Origin of the sequence: Streptomyces sp. NPDC005775 (genome assembly GCF_042871565.1) — a bacterium.
GTDB lineage: Bacteria > Actinomycetota > Actinomycetes > Streptomycetales > Streptomycetaceae > Streptomyces.
The window spans coordinates 34,869-53,780 of the sequence record NZ_JBIAIU010000014.1 but is presented as its reverse complement, the minus strand read 5'-3'; the positions used below and the strand labels follow the sequence as shown (position 1 = coordinate 53,780).

The following is an 18,912-nucleotide window of genomic DNA, read 5'->3' as shown; positions in this document are numbered from 1 at the left end:
AAATGCAAGAACAATTCAGGGTTGCAGAGGAGATCGCCATGGACGCTCACGCCAAAACCGTGCTCGTCACGGGCGCCACCGGGAACCAGGGCGGCGCGACCGCCCGCCATCTGCTCGCCGCCGGCTGGCGGGTCCGGGCCCTCGTCCGGGACGACCACGCCCCGGCTGCTACAGCGCTCGCCGCCGCCGGCGCCGAACTCGTCCACGGCGACCTGGACGACCGCGCCTCCCTCGACGCGGCGATGAGCGGGGCGTACGGCGCGTACAGCGTCCAGCCCGACAACCCCGACGAGACCACCCAGGCGAAGAACATCGCGGAGGCCGCCCAGTCCGCCGGAGTGCAGCACCTGGTGTACTCCTCAGTCGGTGGCGTGGAGCAGCAGAACCGCTTCTACGTGGAGCAGGGCTGGGGCGCCATCGACAAATGGCACATCGAGCAGCACCTCCGCACACTGGCCATCCCCGCAACGATCCTGCGTCCCGCCGCGTTCATGGAGGACTTCACCAGCCCAGCGCGGTTCTTCCAGAACGGCGCGCTCAACGTGCCCTGGCACGACGACGTGGTCATGAAACTGATCGCCATCGACGACGTCGGCGCCTTCGCCGCGCTGGCCTTCGCCGACCCCGTCACCTACGCGGGCCGGACGATGGAGATCGCCGGCGACCAGCTGACTGCCCCGCAGATCGCCGACGCACTGGGCAGGGCGGCCGGCCGCTCAATCCCCCACACGCAGGTACCGCTCGACGTGCTGCGGGAGCACGCCCCGGAGGTGGCGAAGGTGATGGCCTGGGCCAACGAGAGCTTCTACGACATCGACCTCGCGCCCATGCGCAGGGCCCTCCCCGAGCTCATGGACTTCGGCACCTGGCTGGAACGATCGGGCAAGGAACGCCTCCTGGCGCAGTTGGGCTCTCTGACTGCGTAGCCGCCACGGCACAGACCAGTACACCAACGTCCAGCGCCACCCTGGCCGCCCCTGCATCGGCGGATCGGACTCCGCCGCGGGAGACGGCGAGACGCGACGGCGCCCGGGCCTGGTCGAAGGGAATCGCCTTGCACCAGGACTGTTCGGTCGCCGGCTTCACCTGCGACGATCAGCTCGTGCGTACGAGTCAGGGCCGCGCCGCCACGGCCGTCCCGTCGGGTACAGCCACCCGCGGTCGAACCCCCTGAGCGGCTCCCGGTCCGAGGCTCTTCCCTCTCGGGACCGGCCGTCCTCACATCAACGGCAGCGGCACGACGGCCGTGTACACCGTACGGTCCGCGAGTTCGCGGGTGGTGCCGACGGCCGCGCCGAAGGAAGGGGTGATGTCCTCGACCTCTCGGACGAGGACCCTCAGACGGCCGGGGCCGGCCGGAGCGGTGAGGGGCGGCAGCGGCTCACCGGTGTGGCCGGAGACCGTCGCACCGGCGACGCGTTCCCACACAGGGAAGCCCGGCGGTGTTCCGGTGAGCGAGGTGAGGTCGACGGGTGCGCCCGGTACATCCGGCGCGTCGCACCGTTCGACCGACGCGAAGACGCGGTTGGGCCGGTTTCCCCCGCGACTCAGGCCGGTGAGGGCGATCCGCAGGCCGTCGGGTTCCTCCCGGACCTCCAGGGCACGGTCCGGGAGGAGCGGGACCATGTCCGTGCGGACGACACGGGAGAGGCTCAGGCCGTCCAGGCTCTCCGGCTGGTAGCGGGCCAGCGCCAGGTGCACGAAGGGGCAGTACGACGAGGAGGCCGCCCCCGGCATCTCGATGTCGGCGTACCAGCGGCCCTCGTCGCGGAACACCGGGTAGGGAAGGACCCGGACGCCGTGGCCGGTCTCCACGAGCGGTACGTCGACCGGGGCAACGGCACCGGCGAACATGGACGGGTCGGCCAGCGCCTTCGGGGAGGGTGTCGAATGGATCGGGTCGCGGTTGATCCAGGACACCAGGGGTCGGTCCTCGTCGAGGACGGAGTCCTCGTCGCCGGGCAGGACGATCACGGCGACGCATTCCCCCTCGCCCGTGGTGTACCAGGGCCGGCCGAGTTCGACGCGCAGCCGGCCGGCGGAGCGCTTCCGTACGATTCCCCCCTCGGGGCCGGGTTCGTCCGACCAGAGAAATGCGGGGACGGCGGACACGATCACGGGTGGCGGGGGCAGCGCGCTGCTCTTGACCGACACCGGGCCGAGGACGGTGTTCGCGCGGAACTGTTCCTCGTCGTCGGTGGGTGCGAAGCAATCGCGGAAGCGGCTGATCGCGGTGACGGAGCAGCGGATGTTCCGGTGCTTGGTGTCGCCGAACTCCGGGCGGATCTCGGCCAGCGCACGTGCCCCGCGGGACACCGTGAGCGGGGGCAGGGGGACCGAGGTGGGGGCGGGGGCGTCGGTGTCACCCCATTCGTCCCAGTGCGCGCGGATGTCCAGCTGGGCGGTGCTCGGCGTGTGCACGCCGAAGATCCCGTCGTGGGGTTCGAGGACGGCATGAGTGCTGCCGGGGGGCCTCGACGAGGTCAGGGATCCCGACGGGGCGTTGAGCGGGCGCCGGACTGCGTGGACGAGTTCGAGCCGGCGTGGCGGGGTCAGCATGGGATGCCGGCCCTTGAGTGCGGCCCTGCCCGCGTCGAGGTCGCCGGTGTCGTCGGAGTCCGCCACACCGTTCCCGTCCGTATCGCCGTCGGTGTCCGCGGTGACCAGCCGCTTGATCTCGAACCAGTCGAGTTTGTCCTGCAGGATCGTCGAGGTCAGTTCCACCTTGACGCGCTGCCCGGGCGGCACGGAGATCCACACCGTCGAGGACTCCGCGGCCGGCGTTCCCTGCGGGGTCTTCCAGTTCACGCTCGCCGGGTCGTCGCGGTCGCCGGCGGGGACGAGTTTGACGTGTTTGGGCTGGTGGTCGGGCCAGGTACCGGCCCAGGGGCGGGCGTCGGTGAGGCGGCGGGGCGGACCGGCGGGCTCCGGCATGACGGTGGCGGCGGCTCCGAGGGCGGCCGGGTCGGGGAGCCCCGTGCCAGGTGCGGCGGTGAGGGCGCGGGTGGCCCGGTCGCGACCGTCCTCGGCCGGGTCGCTGAGGACCCCGTGCTGCTCGGCGAGCTGGAAGGTCGTCGCGGGCGGTGAGAAGGAGCGGTGGTCATTCTCGGGGTACGCGGGGTCACCCTCGAACTCGTCGGGACGGAATTCCCCGTCGGGGGTGGGCGACGAACGTACGACAAGCCGTTCCAGGGTGCCGCCCGGTCCCAGTAGTTCGTGGTTCACGCGGAACCTGCCCGGGTGCCGCGGGTCCTCGACGAGCAGGCCGTCGGGGACCAGCACTTCCGGGGGTGGGACCGGCTCCCACCGGGTGTAGGGGATCTCGTCGGTCGGGCGCGAGGCCGCGAGACGGTCGTCCGGCAGGAGCCCGCCGCCCGCGATGTCGGCCACGCGTGCGCGCAGCTGGTACGCGCGGCCGAACCGAAGTTCGGGAAGGCTCCCCTTGGCGACCTCGACGTGCGCGACGAACCGGTAGGGGATGCGTTCGGCCGCGAGTGCCGAGGGGGTGGACGTCGGCTGCGTACCGTCCAGGGCGGGGCGGGGGACGGCCAGGCTCCAGCCAGTCCAGCCGGCCACGATCTGATCCGTGTGCAGGCCGTCCTCCTTCTTGACCATCATGTTCGGTTTGAGGTGGCCCTCTTCCGGCACGTCGGTCTCCGGACCCACCGGGTGGCCGTCGACCGTGTACCGGGCGATGCGGGCCTGTAGGGAGAACCACGTGTTGCTGTCCTGCGGCCGGACGTCGAGACGGTATCCGAGGACCAGGTCCTCCGCGCCGAGGACCCGGTCGGCGAGCGATCCGTTCCGGGCGCTGGAGCGTCCGCGCTCGCTGCGGTCCGTCAGCTGCTGCTCGCGGTCGGTACGTGCCAGCAGGAGCCCGGCGGACTTCAGTGTGGGAAGTACCAGCGGTTCGTCCGCCGTGCCCCCGTCGTCGTCGAGCGCCGTGCCGGCGGTGTCCCGGAGTCTGTCCACTCCGCCGTCGACGTCGACCGTGACGACCTTCCAGGTGTCGGAGTCCGACAGGTCGACGAATCCGGACCGGATGTCGCCGCCGGAGGCCGGCAGGAAGTGGGTGCCGTCGAACTCGTAGGCGGTCCACGGAGACTCGACGGTGACCGGTGAATCCGGCCAGCTCACCCGGATCCAGGGGTATGGCGGCTCGGTGCTCGTGGGCAGCGCGCCGGCCGGCACGTCCAGCCGGACGACCAGCCCGAGCGCGTGCAGTACGTAGGGGTGGTCCCGCAGGAAGGAGACGGCCCGGTGGAAGTCGAGCGTCGGAAAGTCCGGTTCTCGGACCGGCTGTTCGTCGGAGGCGGGATCCGGTGGGCGGCCCGGGCGCCAGTTCCGCAACTCGTCCCGGACGACCTCCGTGTCGCCCGGGCTGCTCGCCGCGGCTGCGTAGGTGGCGATCAGGGCGTCGTGGTCCCGCAGGGTCGGGCTGACCTCCGGTTTCCGGTACCCCTCGGGCGGCTGCCAGGGGGTGACCTTGATTCCGTGGCCGAAGAAGCCCTGCCAGGTGTCGCTGCGGGCGTCGCGGTGCAACGTGGCCGGGACCGCGCGTCCGGCCTGTCCGGGCTCGCGGATCTCGACGAGCGGGTTCGCCGCGTTGACGGTCTTGGGCCAGTCCTCCATCGGCGTGCCGGCCAGTTGCCGGGTCAGCCGGGGAACGACGAGTACGCGCAGCGGCGCGCCCTCCGTCCCGACCCGGCCCCCGGGTACGGCGATCCAGCCGAGTGCGCTCATGACGTGGGTCCTTCCCCGAAGGCGGACCGGTAGCCGCGCCACTCCTCTGCGGCCGGACCGGCCGGCTCGGCCGGCTCGACGGGCGGGGGCTGCGGGCCGGGTCCCACCGGCGCGATTGTGCGTTGCCGCCGGCCTTCTCCGCCGGCCAGTACCCAGTCGCCGGTGTCGAGTTCGACGGACTCGCTGAACAGCGTCAGGTCGATCTCCAGCACCAGCGTGGCCCGGCCGACCAGCTCGTTCGTTCCGCTCCGGTAGGTGAGGGTGATCCTCACTTCGATGGACACGGTGACCAGCCCGAAAATACTGACGTGGCCGCCCAGCCGGAGGTAGCCGCTGAGGTCGAACTGGTCTCCGCTCTTCAGGAGGTGGACACCGCCCATGGCGTGGACCTCGCCGGAGGCGACCACGAAGTTCACCGCGACCGAGGCGCCGAACTCCAGCGCGGCCTCCAGCCTTCTCAGTCCGGTCCGGTCGAGTACTACGTCGACGTATCCACCGCCGCCGAACATCAGCACGGCAAGGTTGAACGGCGCTGCCCGGCTGGCGAACGCCAGGGAGACCGTGACCGGCCGGTCGTCGAAGGGAACGTCGATCCCGGCGTGGAACACCAGCCCGGTCAACTGGAAGGCTCCCGCGGTCACGTCCGGGACCGGCAGGCTGTAGGAGGCCGAGACCCCGCCGGACGAGGCCTCGATGTGCGGCCCGGCGCCCCCGAGGTCGACGCCCTCCTGCAACTCCTTCAGCAGGTTCAGCAGCCCGGAGAACTGCGCCCCGACATCCTCGACTTCGAGGGTGGGCGGTTGCCCGCCGCTCTGGAGGAAGGTGATGCTGCCGAAGCTCACCTCCAGGAGCTTGCCGCTCTCGCTCCGGTCGGGAAGGGCCAGCGCCACGTTCCGCACCGTGCAGCTGATGGTCTGCTCCTCCGGCGCCATGATGACGTCGAGGTCCAGCACGGAGTCGTCGCCGGTGACGAACGATCCGTCGTCGGTGGCGAGTTTCACGCCGTGCCATTGCAGGGTGATGCGCGGAGGGCCGCCTGCCGCGGCGTCGCTCAGGATTGTCGGCGGCTCCTTCAGCGCGGTCGCGTCGATGAGGTCGGACAAGCGGTAACCGAGGAGGGTCGCTCCGTCGCCGAGGATCTTCTTCGGGTCCAGGTGGCCGCCGGCCCGGTCGAGCAGACCGGCCACGTTGACCGGTCCGTTCAGACGGGAGATGCCGTCCGCGACGATGTCGGGCGCCACGATGCCGCCGCTGCGCGCGCTGTTCCGGGCGAAGTCGGTGACGAGCGCATCCGCCCCCTCGGGTACCTCGAACGGGACCTTCAGGTCGGGTGCCGAGTCGAGCAGGGCAGCGCTGAGGGCCAGCCGCATCGGTGGACGGTCCGCGCCGACCAGCGCCCGTACCGCCGGAAGCGCGGTGTCGAACGCCCAGCGGTCCACGCCCGGCCGACGCTGCTCGCCGGGCCCGGGCGCCGCCCCGAGCCGCGGGCGGAACCCGCCCTTGTGCGGGGTCCCCACGACATGCAGGCGCTCCACCTCGCAGACGTCCTGTTCCACGGGCGCGCTCGACCGTACGAGATCGATCCGGGCGCCGTGTGCCGCCACGGCCCCGTCGCCCACATCCCGGTAGGTCTCCGCCAGCCTGCGCGCGATGTCGCTGTCGGTGAGGGAGTTGAAGGGCGGTGTGAGCAGTCCCTGAGGGCGGTCGATGTCCGACACGAACACCAGGGGCATCGCCAGGTGGACGTCACCCGCCCGGCCCGCCGCACGGACCGGGAAGTCGACGGGTACACCGCCGACCCGCGGCACGATGTAGACAGGGAGCGGAGCGACCCCACCGTGCGGCAGGGCGTCGATCTTCGCGTCGATGTGCGCGACCTGATTCCGCAGATCCAGGTAGTGCCGCGCCGCCGAGGAGCGGGTGACAGGAGGCTCCGGATCGTCGGGGTCGAAGACCGCGTCGTCGAGAGGCTCGTCAGCGTCGGGGGTGACACCGTCCGCGAGGTCCTCGACCGGGGGGTTGCGCCCGTCCGGCCCCATGTCGCCGTACAACTTCTCGTACAGGTCACCGGCCAGGTCCGACCAGTGGTCCCGGGTCTCCAGGAGGCCGGTCAGTTCGGGCACCGGGAAGTCCTGAGTCCCCCAGGGCTCGCTGTCGAGCCCCTCGTAGAACGTGCGCTCGATCTCCACCTCGTGGAAGGGAAAAGCCGCCCGGAGTGCGTCGTCGGCCGGTTCACTCCGGACGGGTTCGGTGACCTTGAGAATCGTCGACTTCCGCAGATGTGCCACGGCCCCGTCGCGGGTTCCCTCGAAGACGCGTTCCGTCAGCTCGACGAACTCGGCCCGGTGCCCGAAGGGGTACAGCACCCCTTTGGTCGCCGTACGCACGTACCGGTCGCGGCCTAGCGCGGCCAGATGTTCCCATTCGAACGTGTCCCAGGACCCTGCGGCGGTCAGCGATCCGCCCAGTGAGCTCAGGGTGAGTCGGTCGATCCGCGCGGTGGGCTCCTCCAGCATGATCCGGGCGCGTGAACCCCCGCGCAACGCCACGGGGAACGGATCGTCGGAGGTCATGTCGACCGGGCGCAGAATCAGGCCGGCCGGTGCGCCCGCGGCCGTGTCCTGCGCCGCGACGGTCGTCTGCCAGAGGCCGACCGTGCTCGACCCCGACCTGACGGCGTCGGCCGGATGCGTGGCACGCACGTCCAGCCCTTCCGGCGGGTGCGGGGAGAGCACCAGCCCGTAGGGGATCTCGATCGCCGTCTTCTCGTCCTGGACGCCGTTCGCCGGCACCAGACGGCCATGGCGTACGGCGTCCAGGACGCCCTCGGCCGTCAGCCGGACCGGAGGATCGTCCGTCCGGAATCCCACCACGAGCCGGCTCGCCCCCGCCAGGGCGGCCTGCCAGGTGGGGAATCCGCCCGTCAGGGACGGGTCCACCGTGGGCACGGCAGGCCCTCCGCTCGCGACGACCTCCTCGAGAACGTGCTGCGGAGGGAACAGGACGGTCAGTTCCGCCGCCGGGCCCGGCACGAGTTCGGCCGGTTCGCCCGCCGGGGTCCGGAGTTCGAAGCCGTTCCAGCGCACTCCGAGGAGGACCAGGTCGTCCGGTCTGATCAGCAGCATGTCGGGATCGGCCGGAAGGGCGGTCATGAATTGCGGCACGGGTGCCGGCTCGGTGGGGAACAGCCCCTCCGACTCCCCGGTCAGCGGCACCGGCTCCCCCATGCCGCCCTCGGGGTCGAGGGTGAAGTCCTCGCGGCTGAAGCCGCCGTCGGTAGCGCGCACCAGTACCTCGGCGTGTTCCCCGGTCGACCAGGCGGTGGGTGGGAAGGGGGAGGTCACGGTCTCGGTGGGGCCGCGCCAGGCGGCGGGGCGTCCCGGAGCCGCGGGTTCCAGAACCCAGCGCACGGTCCCGTCGTTCTTCGTGCCGGCAACCAGCAGGAGAAGTTCGGGGCCGAACGTGACGAGCTGCACATCCCGGGCGGCGATCCTCCTGGAAGCGGTGAGCTCCATGTCCAGCCGTTCTTCGGCGTCGAACCATCGGACGCCGTCCCAGCCCCAGTGCACTGGCACCCCGTCGGTCCGCACCGCGAAGAGGTCGAGCCGTCGGGGATCGTACGAGGCCACGGTGGGCCTGCCCGACAGCGACTGACCGCCCCTCGCCTCGGTGTTCCAGCGGTTCTCCGCCCACCACCAGTGCCGCAGCGCGCCGTCGCCGTCAACGGCGAACACGTCGAGTGCGCCCGGAGCGCGGCTGATGGCCGTCGGCCCGGAGGTCGCCACGTCCGGCGTCAGCCTCCGCGGGGAGCTCCAGCCACGAACACCGAGCGTCCACTGCCTGATGCATCCCTCGGCCCCGAGGGCGAAGAGCTGGAGCCCTCCGGCGTGGACGATCTCCGGGTCGGTGACGCAGAAACCTGGCAGAGTCTCCTCGGTGGGCGGTCCCAGCAACTGGACGCGCCCCGCGTCCGGCCAGGACCAGTCGACGATCCTGACCCCCGACCGGCCGAGCAGGTGCAGACGTCCGTCATCGCCTACGGTCACCACCGGGTCGGAGTCGAAATGGCCTCCGAGCGGCTCGGGGCCGGCCATGACAACGCCCTCGAAGACCTCGTAATGCTCCACCGTGCCGTCGTCCCCGCGGACGAAAGCGGTGAACTCACCGAGATCCCAGGGAAGCACGGCCACCCGATGGTGGAAGGCCGAACGATCGAAATCGGTCACGACGCTGACATCTCCCTGTTGAGAGCGGGAGGTGAGCCGACGCCGGGCGGCGCATGCCACCAGCTCGCTTGAAGGGCCGTCAATTCACTCGCGGGACTGGGGAACTCACCCCGAGGGTTGGGCCCCGGTTCCCAGCGAGCGGCTCCTGCGGGCCGCGGCGGAGGCCAGACGACGATTTCTGGGCGACGCGTGGGTCCGCCGCACACGGCGGAAGAGCCGCGGGCCGCCCGCGTTCACGGTGAGGGGCCTCGTGAACAGTGCGTCCTCCGAAACGCTGAAGGTGCACATGTTGGACCCACTTGTCGACACATCGCCCGACAGCGTCGTGGTGGCCGTGACGGTCACCGGGCCCGGCGAGGGATAGGCGGCGACCAGATACAGCGTCTGCGTGGCGGTCGTGTCGCTCTGCGGCGCTATCGACTCGCGTCGGACCTCGGACGCGGTATTCCCTTCCGAATCAGACAATTCACAGACGATTTCCACGATGATCGGGTCGTCCGTGTCATTGACAATTTCGTACCAATGGGAACTGCTCAGCGAAACGTTGGTGTCCGCCGTCGCCGCTCCCGGGCACGTGGGGCCCGCGGCTGCTCCGCCGTACGGCATGATCTCTCCTCGGCTCGTGCGTATCACCGGACCGGTTGTCCCGTTCCGCCCTTGGTACCGCCTCTGCCCACGCCTGTCCGCCGGTTCAGACCGCGGCCACGACGGGAACGCAGAGGAACGTCGTGTGCCCCACTCCGAGGTCGTTGGCCAGCGTCACGGTGAGCCGGTAGTCCCCGACCGGAAACGGCCCCACCTGGGGCTCCATCAGCGGGCCCGTGTCGCCCGCGAGCAGATCCGGTTCGGTGAAGTCCGCCGGGTCCCCGTCCACGTCGCTGTCGAAGACGGCCTCATGTTCGGTGTCGTCGGAACCGGGGCAGCCTTCCGGAATCCTCTCGACGAGCAGACGGTCGACGAAGGACGGAAGGTCTTGGGCGCCGGCGTTGAAGGCCACCCATTCGACACGGAACGATTCATCGTCATGGATGATCGATATGCTCGGGGTTATTGGATTGTCACCGCTGGCAAAAACGACGTCGACCATGACTGCTCCCGTGAAGCGGCCTGTAATCGGAGGGTGTAACGACCTGTCCCATCTTATCTTCGTCTGGTGTTTCGCGTCATATGGAGGCATGGGGCGGTGATCTTTCCCCGAATACTCGCCTGAGTTTCACGACAGGCAGCCAAGAGCTGTCCCGTACGAGGTCCGCCCGCAGCCACGGGCCCCCGCAGCGAGCACCGCTCCCGGGCGCGGGCCCTGGCCCCGGGTGTCGCCCACACCACGGCCGTGCCACCGGTCGGAAAGATGCGGGCTGGAGCACGAGCGGACACCACCGGCCCGGCGGCAGCCGGCGAGCCAGGACATGGTGCGTTCGACCGCCCAACGGTGGCGGCGGAGCCGCTGTGAGGACTCGACGCCTTTCCTCGCAATGCGCTGCTGGATGCCGCGCCGGCGTAACCACGTCGCAGGCGGGCGGCGTCGCAGCCTTTGTCGGTGTGGAGCTTTCCGGGCCCTGGCCTGATCGAGGTGGACTGCCTGGTCCGCTGGTCGGCCACCTTGCATGAAGTTTGATGCGAACGTGTACGGGTTACCGGATGCCGCTCGCCGCTCAGGGAAGCGGCTTGCGGCGGGTGGCATCGGCTAGTTGGTGTCCGGTCGACTCCAGGGTCGTCCGGACGGTGTGAAGCTCGGTGCAAGGGTCGACAACCCGTGCATCACGAGATTGCTCCGGAACGGGTGGCCGGCTGACCGGAGTCGGGATGCGCTGGTCCTCATCACCTCCCACACTCGTAGGCTGTGCCGCACCGAGTACGGCATCTCCCCGCGGCAAGGGCCGACGACGTGATCTACCCTTTCCCTCTTTGCTTGATTCTCACCAGGGCGGGCAATGTGTTGACCAAGGGAAGACCACTTCGGGGCATAGTCGCGGGGTTCGTTCTGGCCGCCGGTCTGTTCGCGAGCGTGCCGTCGACGGCGGCCGTGTCTGCCGAGGCGCCGGCGGGTACACCCCCGGTCCGTACGATCACGTACAACGTCTGCGGCGCGTATGCGGCGAAGTGTCAGAGCGACATGTCCCCGATCGCCTGGGCCGAAGGCCTCCAGGGTCACATCACCGACTGGGACACCGATGTGGTGATGCTTCAGGAGATGTGCAAGGGCCAGTACGACCGACTCCGGCAGGCCTTGCCCAGCTACGCGGGCGTATGGACCAGCACCCAGACCTCGGACGGCTGCTCCAAGTGGGGTGACGACAGAAGCTTCGGCCAGGCGCTTTTGATCAAGGCCCCGCCAAGCGAGGTCACCGGGATGTCGGCGAACCTGACACCGCCCGGTTTCACCGGGGAGAAGCGCTCGGTGGTCTGTGCCAAGGCCCCGGTCGACGGGCGTGCCGTCCTGGCCTGCAGTACGCACCTTCGGCGCGACGACGCCACAAAGAACGACACCCCGGAGCTGCTGGAGCGGATCGAGACCTGGGCTAACGGCCTGCCAGTCATCCTGGCCGGCGACTTCAACGCCCGCCCCGACTACGCGCACATGGATCCGGTGTATGCGGGCCGTCCGGGGACCCTGTCCTTCGACGAGGCAGACGGCACCGACCAGCAGTACTTCACGGACGCATGCAAGGGGGCAGGTGCCACGATCTGCCGCTCCGGCGCTCCCACTCTCGTCGACAACGAGACGGGTACGAAATACGTCTCGAAGTTCGACTTCGCCTTCTTCGGACATCAGGATTTCCGCGACCTGCGCAGCGAAACCGTGGAAACTGGTTTCACCAAGGTGAAGGACCACCTGCTGGTCCGCTCGGCGGCGGCGTTCCGGGAGCGGTCGCCCGTGGCCGGAGACCTTTCCGGTGACGGTATCCGGGATCTGCTCGCGGTCCAGAACGACGGCTCGCTGCGGCTCTACCCCGGGCTCGGCGACGGACACTTCGCCCCGTACCAGATCATCGGCGGGAGCGGCTTCGCGGGTGCCGACGTCAGTCACCGCGGCGACTGGAACGGCGACGGTCGCGAGGACGTCATCGCACGGATCGGCGACGAGCTGTGGGTCTACCCGAACATCGGCCTCGGCCACCTCGGCGACCGCATCCCGATGGGTGAACGCCACACCGGCTGGGCGCACGCCGACGTCCTCGCCGTGGGGGACATCGACGGTGACGGGCAACCCGATCTGTTGGGCCGCAGCGCCAACGGCCTCTACCTGCACCGCGGCAGCGTGGGGACCAACCCAACGCTGCCGCAAAACGCCGTGCTTCTGGGAGGCCCGGAGTGGAAGCCCGCCGACCTGCCCGAGATCCTTGCCCCCGGCGACGTAAATACGGACGGCCGCGCGGATCTGTGGGCCCGTTCCGCAGAGGGGCAGCTTCGCCAGTTCCTGTCCGGCGGGGCGCAGGCGCTTCCCGCATCCACTCTCATCGGCTCCGTGCCGAGCACCCAGTACCCTCTCGCCAGTACGGTCGGGGACACCAATGACGACGGACGCGCCGATCTGCTGCTCACCACCACACCCCAGGACACCAGCACTGGTGACCTGCTGTCTCGCCCAGGCGATGCGGCAGGTACCGGCTTCGGACCAGCCGTCTCGATCGGCGAGGGTGGCTGGCGCTGGATCCAATCCATGCGCTGAGGGGAAGGCGTCATACCGCATGGCCGGACATTTCCCGGCCGGAGAGATGGCACGCTGATGACTTTCAGAGAAGGGAACCCGAAGGCGGGGCGCGGGAGGCGGCCGGCGGCGCCTGCCGTGGTGGACGCGGGCTCGCGGTACGAGCTGAGGCAACTGGTCCCCGCGAAGAGCGTCTCGGAGCAGGTGCATACCGCAGGGCGGGTCAAGGACTGTGGGAAGACGGTGGAGTTCAGCTGGCCCGGGGTGTATTTCGAGGGCCGCTTCCGCGGGACCGGGCTCGGGGTGATACTCGATTGCGCGGCCGCCGACTACGACGTCCAGGTCGACGGTGTCACCGTCGCCACCCTGGTCACACCCGGCGACACCACGCACTGGATCAACAGCCTGCAAGACGGCGAGCACACGGTCCGGGTCGTCAAACGCAACGACACCCCGGGGGACACCAGCACGTTCGGAGGCTTCGTCGCCGCGCCCGGGGGTGCCGTACTGGGCAAGCCGGCGCCCCGGGATCGCCAGATCGAGTTCATCGGGGACTCCATCACGGTGGGCTACGGCAATGTGTCGGGGACCCGGGACTGCAATCCGGAGCAGGTCGGGCGAAACACCAACAGCGACGTGAGCCACGGAGCCCTCACCGCCCGGCAGTTGGACGCCGATTACCAGATCAACGGCTTCTCCGGCCTCGGCATGGTGCGCAATGTCGCCGGTATCTGCCCGGACGTCACGTACCGGACCTACTACGACCGCGCCCTGCTGAACGTGGACGGCGACGTCTGGCAGAACCCGGGGACGTGGCGCCCCCAGGTCGTGGTGGTCAACCTCGGCTCCAACGACTTCTCCGACCTCACCCCCGGTGAACCGTGGACGCCCGACAGTCTGGCGGCCGCCTACCGCGCCGCTTACGGCGAGTTCCTTCGGAAAATCCGGATTCGCAACGGTGCCGGGACCACCCTCGTGGCCGTCGGCTTCGACAGAAACGCCGAGCATGTGCGGCAGGTGGTCGAGGCGCGCAACGACGCCGGTGACAGCGGGGTCCACTACTGGTTCCTCGATCAGTCGGGCCTGGACTTCCTCGGATGTGACGGGCACACCTCGGCTCACGACGACCGGGTGATCGCCGACCGGCTTGCCGTGTTCGTCAAGAGCCTGCCGATGGGATGGTGAGGGACATGGCCACCCGTGGGCCAGGCCGGAGAATGCTGCCCCCGCCGCCTCCGAAATCCCCTGCGTGCCCTACCGCTCGCCAACTTGATCACCTGGGGCACCCGGCGCCGCCGACTACTTAGATTCTGGACCTGCATCCATTACCTGGAACTCCCGGGGACGAGGTGTCGTGCATGTGCTTACCTCCTTGACCATCGGTCAGGCCCCGCTCACCGACCGGTCACCTGCCCGAAGCCATCGAGGTACATCCTCCCGGTGACCGCTCGCCGCGCGTGTGAGGAGTGGCGGGCCACCACCCCCTGTTCACGTACGTCTCGCCCGACGCCGAAGACGATGCGGGTCTGAACGCGGCCGCTCGCAGCCCTGTCGACGCGGGCGCGGAGGCACTGCTGCTCGACTGGATGGGCTGCGGGTCTCGGCACCGTCGGGCGCTGCGCGCGGCCGGCGACGGTGCCTGTCCCGACGCCCGGCGCGGTGGTGGGCGCGCCGCTCTGCCCCTGCTGGGCCGAGAGCGCCTCAGCGGCCGGTATCGCTCTCGACGTACCGCAGCCAGTACGGGTCGCCGATGCGCTTGCCGACGCGCAGGGCGGCGTCCCGTACCGCCCGGCCGAAACGGGCCGCGTTCCCGTCGTGCAGCTCGGGCGCGGGCAGCGCGACGCCTATGCCGAAGATCTGTCCGGTGTCGCTGTCGAGCACGGCGGCGGAGACGCCTGCGACGTTCGGTACGTACTCACCGCGTGAGGACTCCCAGCCGTCGGCGCGGACCCGGGCCAGGCAGGAGGTCAGCTCGCCGGGGGTGCGCGGCGCCGAGCCCGTGCTCTGCTCGAGGCGCGCGTCGACGAGTCGCAGCACCTGCGCGTCGTCCAGGCGGGCGAGCAGCGCCCGCCCCATGGAGCTGGCATAGGCCGGCGCCCGGGTGCCGGCCGGGGTGTACGCCTGGAGGGCGCCGGTCGTTCCGAGCCTCATGTGCAGCACGAGCGACTCCGACCCGTCGAGCACGTCCACGTAACCCGTGTACCCGATGTCGGCGACCAGCCTGGCCAGCTCCTCCTCCAGGAGGGAGGCCGTGCTGCGCGAGGCACGGAAGTGGTACGAGGCCTCCATGACGAGTACGCCGGGTCGGTAGGCGCGGCTCATCGGGTCGCGGTCGAGGAAGCCGTATTCGGCCATCATGCTGAGCGTCCGCGACACGGAGCTCTTGGGCAGGTCCAGTGCCCCCGCGACGTCCGTCACGGTCAGATCGCGCTGCAGACGTGCCATCAACCGCAGGACATCGCGCGCGTTGGCGAGTGTGCTCACCGTGCTCCCGCCTCCCCCGAGCTCCCCCGAGTCGTGTCGTCCGATCGTAAAGGGCACCCGCGCGTCTTCGTGACCGCCCCTCGCCCACGGGTAGGCACCGCCCACATACCGAGAACCCCGGCCGGGATCTTGACGGCGGACTGCGCCATGTGGATGATCCAGTGATATCCACATATTCAGATGCTGTTCCAGATTTTAGAACTTCTCCAGGCGCCTGACAAGGCGTTCACCCGCACGGGAGCACCAAAGACCCATGAGCACTGACGCCCCTCCCCAGGCAGAGACCTCGCGCTCCGCGAGTGAGGACCGACGCCACCCCCGCGCCCTCGCCCCCGGCAACCTGATCCTCACGGTGGTGCTCAGCGTGTTCGGCGCGATCGTGGGAGTCCAGTTGCTCGCCACGCTCGGCGTCACCCCCAGCACCTCGCTGATCGGCGCGCTGGCCGCGATGACGCTGGCCCGTGTACCGCTCGTCTGGTTCCGCGGCTTCCGCTCGGTGCACGCCCAGAACCTCGCGCAGACCAGCATCTCCTCGGCCACGTTCGGCGCCGCGAACAGCCTGTTCCTGCCGATCGGCATTCCGTTCCTCTTCGGGATGGACAACATGATCATCCCGATGCTGATCGGGGTTTCCGCCGCGATGCTGGTCGATGCCTGGCTGCTCTACCGGATGTACGACACCCCGGCCTTCCCCGCGAAGAACCCCTGGCCGCCCGGGCTCGCCGCCGCTCAGGCCATCAAGGCCGGTGACGAGGGCGGCCGCCGCGCCAAGGTGCTCGGCCTCGGTCTGCTGACCGGGCTGGTCGGCGCCGCGTTCACGCTGCCCATGTCGGCGTTCGGCGTGGCCCTGATCGGTGGGCTCGGCGCCATGGCCGCCTTCGGCATCGGCCTGCTGTTCAACCAGTACGCCGACCCGCTGTTCGGCCTCGACCTGGGCGGGATGTACCTGCCGCACGGCATGATGATGGGTGCCGGCCTGGTCGCCCTGGTCCAGGTCTGCCTCACCATCGTCAAGGCCCGGCGCACCTCGGCGGACGAGACCCGCACCGCCGGACCGGAAGGCGCACCGGAAGGCGCCCGACGTCTGGGACGCTCCATGCGGCTGGGCTTCGGCGCCTACCTCGTGATCTCGGTCCTGCTGGCGTTCGGCACCGGTGCCGCCACGCACATGAGCCCGGGCATGCTGATCGGCTTCCTCCTGTACGCCTCCGTCGCCGCGTTCCTGCACGAACTGCTCGTCGGTATCGCGTCAATGCACTCCGGCTGGTTCCCCGCCTTCGCTATCGCCCTGATCACCCTGCTGCTCGGCATCCTCATCGGCTTCCCGCCCGAGGCGCTCGTCGTGCTCTCCGGCTTCACCGCCGCGACCGGCCCGGCCTTCGCCGACATGGGGTACGACCTCAAGGCGGGCTACCTGCTGCGTGGCGAGAACGCCGACCCGGCCTTCGAGCTGGAGGGCCGCCGTCAGCAGCTGATCGCCGCAATGATCGGCTTCGGCGTCGCCATCGTCGTCGTCCTGGTCTCGTACCGGATGTTCTTCGACAACGGGCAGACCGCCCCGATCGACGCCGCGTACGTCGCCGCGATCAAGGCGGGCCCGTCCGCGGAGACCGCCCGGGACCTCGCCCTGTGGGCGATCCCCGGCGCGATCGTGCAGCTGATCGGCGGCTCGAAGCGCCAGCTCGGCATCCTGCTCGCGACCGGACTGCTGATCACCACACCGATGGCGGGCTGGATGGTCGCCGCCGGCGTCGCCGTCCGCATCCTCGCCCCGCGCGTCCTCGGCCCCAAGGCCAAGGACGACCTGGAGGTCTTCGCCGGCGGTGCGATCGCCGGTGACGCCCTCTACTCGTTCGGCAACGGCGTGTTCAAGGCCGCCAAGTAGCCGGACGCCCGTACGTCCTCTCGCCCCTCTGCACAGAACCACCCTGGGAGTTCCCGTGAAGCGACAGTTGACCCATGACGACATCCGCGCAGCCGTGTACGGCGGTGCCGTGCTGGGCGGAGGCGGCGGCGGATTCGTCGAGCGGGGTCTGCGCACCGCCGAACTGGCGCTCCAGATCGGTGTGCCGGAGCTGTGGTCGGCCGACGAGTTCGCGGCCGACGACCTGACCGCGACGGTGGCCCTGGTCGGCGCCCCCGCGGCACCCGATCCGCAGGTCCTGCCCACGCACCTGCTGCGCGCCCTGGAACTGCTCCGCCGTGACCTGCCGCGCCCGCTCGTGGCGATCCACACGAACGAGAACGGCGCCGAGACCACCATCAACGGCTGGTTCCACTCGGCGATGACCGGCCTGCCCGTCATCGACCTGGCCTGCAACGGCCGCGCCCACCCCTCCAGCGTGATGGGCGCGATGGGACTGCACCAGGAGGAGAACTACCTCTCCTCCCAGGGCTACGCGGGCGGCAAGCCGTACGCCTACGTCGAGGGCTCCGTCTCCGGCGGTCTGGAGGCCACGTCGAACGTGGTCCGGCGCGCATCCGTCGAGGCGGGCGGCTGGGTGGGCGTCGCCCGCAACCCCGTCGAGGTCGGCTACGCGGTGCGGCACGGCGCACCGGGCGCGATCGGTTTCGCCATCGAACTGGGCCGCCGCTTCCTGGCGGGCGGGGTGCTCGGCGCCGCACAGCACCTCGGCGGTGAGATCGCCGTGACCGGCACGGTGCGCGACTACCGCTGCGAGCAGCGGGAGGGCTTGGACGTCGGCGTCGCGGTTCTGGACGACGCGGCACGCACCACCCTCTACATCGTCAACGAGTACATGGCTCTCGACGTCGCAGGTGCCCGCCGGGCGTCGTTCCCCGATCTGATCACCACGTTCGACGAGGCCGGGCAGCCGCTCGCCTCCGCCGACATCGAGGTCGGCAAGCAGGTCAGCGTCCTGGTCGCCCCGGCCGAGAACCTCCTGCTCTCCCGGACGATGTACATGCCCGAGGTGTACGCGCCGGTGGAGGAACTGCTCGGTATCGAGTTCGCCCCGGCCGCGCAGGTCCTCGCCGATGCCTGAGCAGGCTCCGGCCGGTGTTCCGTCTCCCACCGGGCATCACAGAAGTCCCGTTCGGCGCCGGCTTCGGCGACCGACACGCGGCGACGATCTCCGCACGACGCAGTGGGCCCGCCACGGAATGTTGCCGGGGCGGGCCCACGTGCGCCTGTCGACGTGCTGGATCAGCTCGTCAGGTCAGGGCGGTGCGTCACCCGGATCGAGTTGACCAACGTCGTGCCGGTGACCGCCTTGAAGCCCACCTCCAGCCGGCCGTCGGTGACCTTGACCGTGAACGTCCTGGACAGCGCGGTCCGGGCGCCGCCAGACTCCAGCCGGACGTCCACGTCCGCGACCTTCTCCAGGCCTTCGGCCGTCACGTCGAAGACACGCTGTCCCGGCTTCACGCCCGCCGGCTCGGCGAAGAGTAGACGGTGCCGGGCTTGGCGGCCGCGGTGTCGAACGTCAGCGAGACCTTTTGCTGCCCGCACGCGCCGAGCGTGGTGAGGGTCGGCGTACGCTCGCGCCGCTCCCCCACCGGGCTCCCCCACCGGCACGACCAGTTTGCCGGCCGGCCGCCTGGTCCACCCGAACCGCACCCGTGGTCGGCCGCCGCGGCCGCCGGTACCTGGGTCAGGTACGCCCCGTCGGCCCGGGTGGCGGCGGTGGCGACGGCCGTGCCGCCGCGGGCGACACTGTGACGGTGGCGCCGGTGACCGGCTCGCCGTCGTTGGCGTCGGTCACCGTGCCGGACACGACCGCGTGGCCCTCGGGCCGCAACCGGATCGTCATGCCGTCGCGCACGGCGAGCTGGTTGCACGACCGCCGG

Annotated in this window: 12 protein-coding genes and 1 pseudogene; 5 read left to right on the top strand and 8 right to left on the bottom strand. The window is 70.2% G+C overall.

What is annotated here, in order from left to right; all coding sequences use genetic code 11:
• Nucleotides 1-38 precede the first annotated feature (38 nt).
• Nucleotides 39-926, top strand: coding sequence for an NmrA/HSCARG family protein (locus tag ACFYPA_RS28545; RefSeq protein WP_389134972.1), 888 nt, complete (start codon nucleotides 39-41; stop codon nucleotides 924-926).
• A 292-nt stretch (nucleotides 927-1,218) separates the two neighbouring features.
• Here the strand turns inward: ACFYPA_RS28545 and ACFYPA_RS28540 are convergent, their stop codons facing one another.
• From ACFYPA_RS28540 to ACFYPA_RS28520, 5 genes and pseudogenes are all read right to left on the bottom strand, one after another.
• Nucleotides 1,219-4,743 carry a hypothetical protein gene (locus tag ACFYPA_RS28540; RefSeq protein WP_389134970.1) on the bottom strand — a complete coding sequence of 1,175 codons (3,525 nt, stop codon included), beginning with the start codon at nucleotides 4,741-4,743 and terminating at the stop codon, nucleotides 1,219-1,221.
• Entirely contained in the window at nucleotides 4,740-8,969 is a 4,230-nt protein-coding gene (locus ACFYPA_RS28535; RefSeq protein ID WP_359318056.1) for a hypothetical protein, read from the bottom strand. The genes ACFYPA_RS28540 and ACFYPA_RS28535 overlap by 4 nt, the downstream gene beginning before the upstream one ends.
• Before the next feature lie 105 nt (nucleotides 8,970-9,074).
• Nucleotides 9,075-9,575 (bottom strand): hypothetical protein, encoded by a 501-nt coding sequence (locus ACFYPA_RS28530; protein ID WP_359083033.1) that lies wholly within the window; start codon nucleotides 9,573-9,575, stop codon nucleotides 9,075-9,077.
• A gap of 85 nt (nucleotides 9,576-9,660) precedes the next feature.
• Nucleotides 9,661-10,056 (bottom strand): hypothetical protein, encoded by a 396-nt coding sequence (locus ACFYPA_RS28525; protein ID WP_359318054.1) that lies wholly within the window; start codon nucleotides 10,054-10,056, stop codon nucleotides 9,661-9,663.
• Nucleotides 10,057-10,350: 294 nt separating this feature from the next.
• Nucleotides 10,351-10,532 (bottom strand): annotated as a pseudogene (locus ACFYPA_RS28520) (IS5/IS1182 family transposase); the annotation flags it as partial.
• Nucleotides 10,533-10,809: 277 nt separating this feature from the next.
• Between ACFYPA_RS28520 and ACFYPA_RS28515 the strand changes: the two are divergent.
• A complete protein-coding gene (locus ACFYPA_RS28515) occupies nucleotides 10,810-12,639 on the top strand; it encodes an FG-GAP-like repeat-containing protein (RefSeq protein ID WP_359318051.1) in 1,830 nt (609 codons plus the stop codon).
• 57 nt (nucleotides 12,640-12,696) lie between these two features.
• Entirely contained in the window at nucleotides 12,697-13,803 is a 1,107-nt protein-coding gene (locus tag ACFYPA_RS28510) for an SGNH/GDSL hydrolase family protein (protein WP_359083030.1), read from the top strand.
• Between the two features lie 516 nt (nucleotides 13,804-14,319).
• On the opposite strand, the gene ACFYPA_RS28505 is transcribed toward ACFYPA_RS28510, so the two are convergent.
• Nucleotides 14,320-15,102, bottom strand: coding sequence for an IclR family transcriptional regulator (locus ACFYPA_RS28505; protein WP_359318048.1), 783 nt, complete (start codon nucleotides 15,100-15,102; stop codon nucleotides 14,320-14,322).
• 253 nt (nucleotides 15,103-15,355) lie between these two features.
• Here ACFYPA_RS28505 and ACFYPA_RS28500 point away from each other — a divergent pair, with 253 nt between their 5' ends.
• Both ACFYPA_RS28500 and ACFYPA_RS28495 read left to right on the top strand, forming a co-directional pair.
• A complete protein-coding gene (locus ACFYPA_RS28500; RefSeq protein WP_359318045.1) occupies nucleotides 15,356-16,987 on the top strand; it encodes an OPT/YSL family transporter in 1,632 nt (543 codons plus the stop codon).
• A 55-nt stretch (nucleotides 16,988-17,042) separates the two neighbouring features.
• Entirely contained in the window at nucleotides 17,043-18,107 is a 1,065-nt protein-coding gene (locus ACFYPA_RS28495; RefSeq protein ID WP_389134965.1) for a DUF917 family protein, read from the top strand.
• 161 nt (nucleotides 18,108-18,268) lie between these two features.
• Here the strand turns inward: ACFYPA_RS28495 and ACFYPA_RS28490 are convergent, their stop codons facing one another.
• Complete coding sequence (locus tag ACFYPA_RS28490; RefSeq protein ID WP_359318040.1) at nucleotides 18,269-18,490, bottom strand: malectin domain-containing carbohydrate-binding protein; 222 nt, start codon at nucleotides 18,488-18,490, stop codon at nucleotides 18,269-18,271.
• A gap of 226 nt (nucleotides 18,491-18,716) precedes the next feature.
• Nucleotides 18,717-18,887, bottom strand: coding sequence for a hypothetical protein (locus tag ACFYPA_RS28485; protein ID WP_359083026.1), 171 nt, complete (start codon nucleotides 18,885-18,887; stop codon nucleotides 18,717-18,719).
• Nucleotides 18,888-18,912 lie beyond the last annotated feature (25 nt).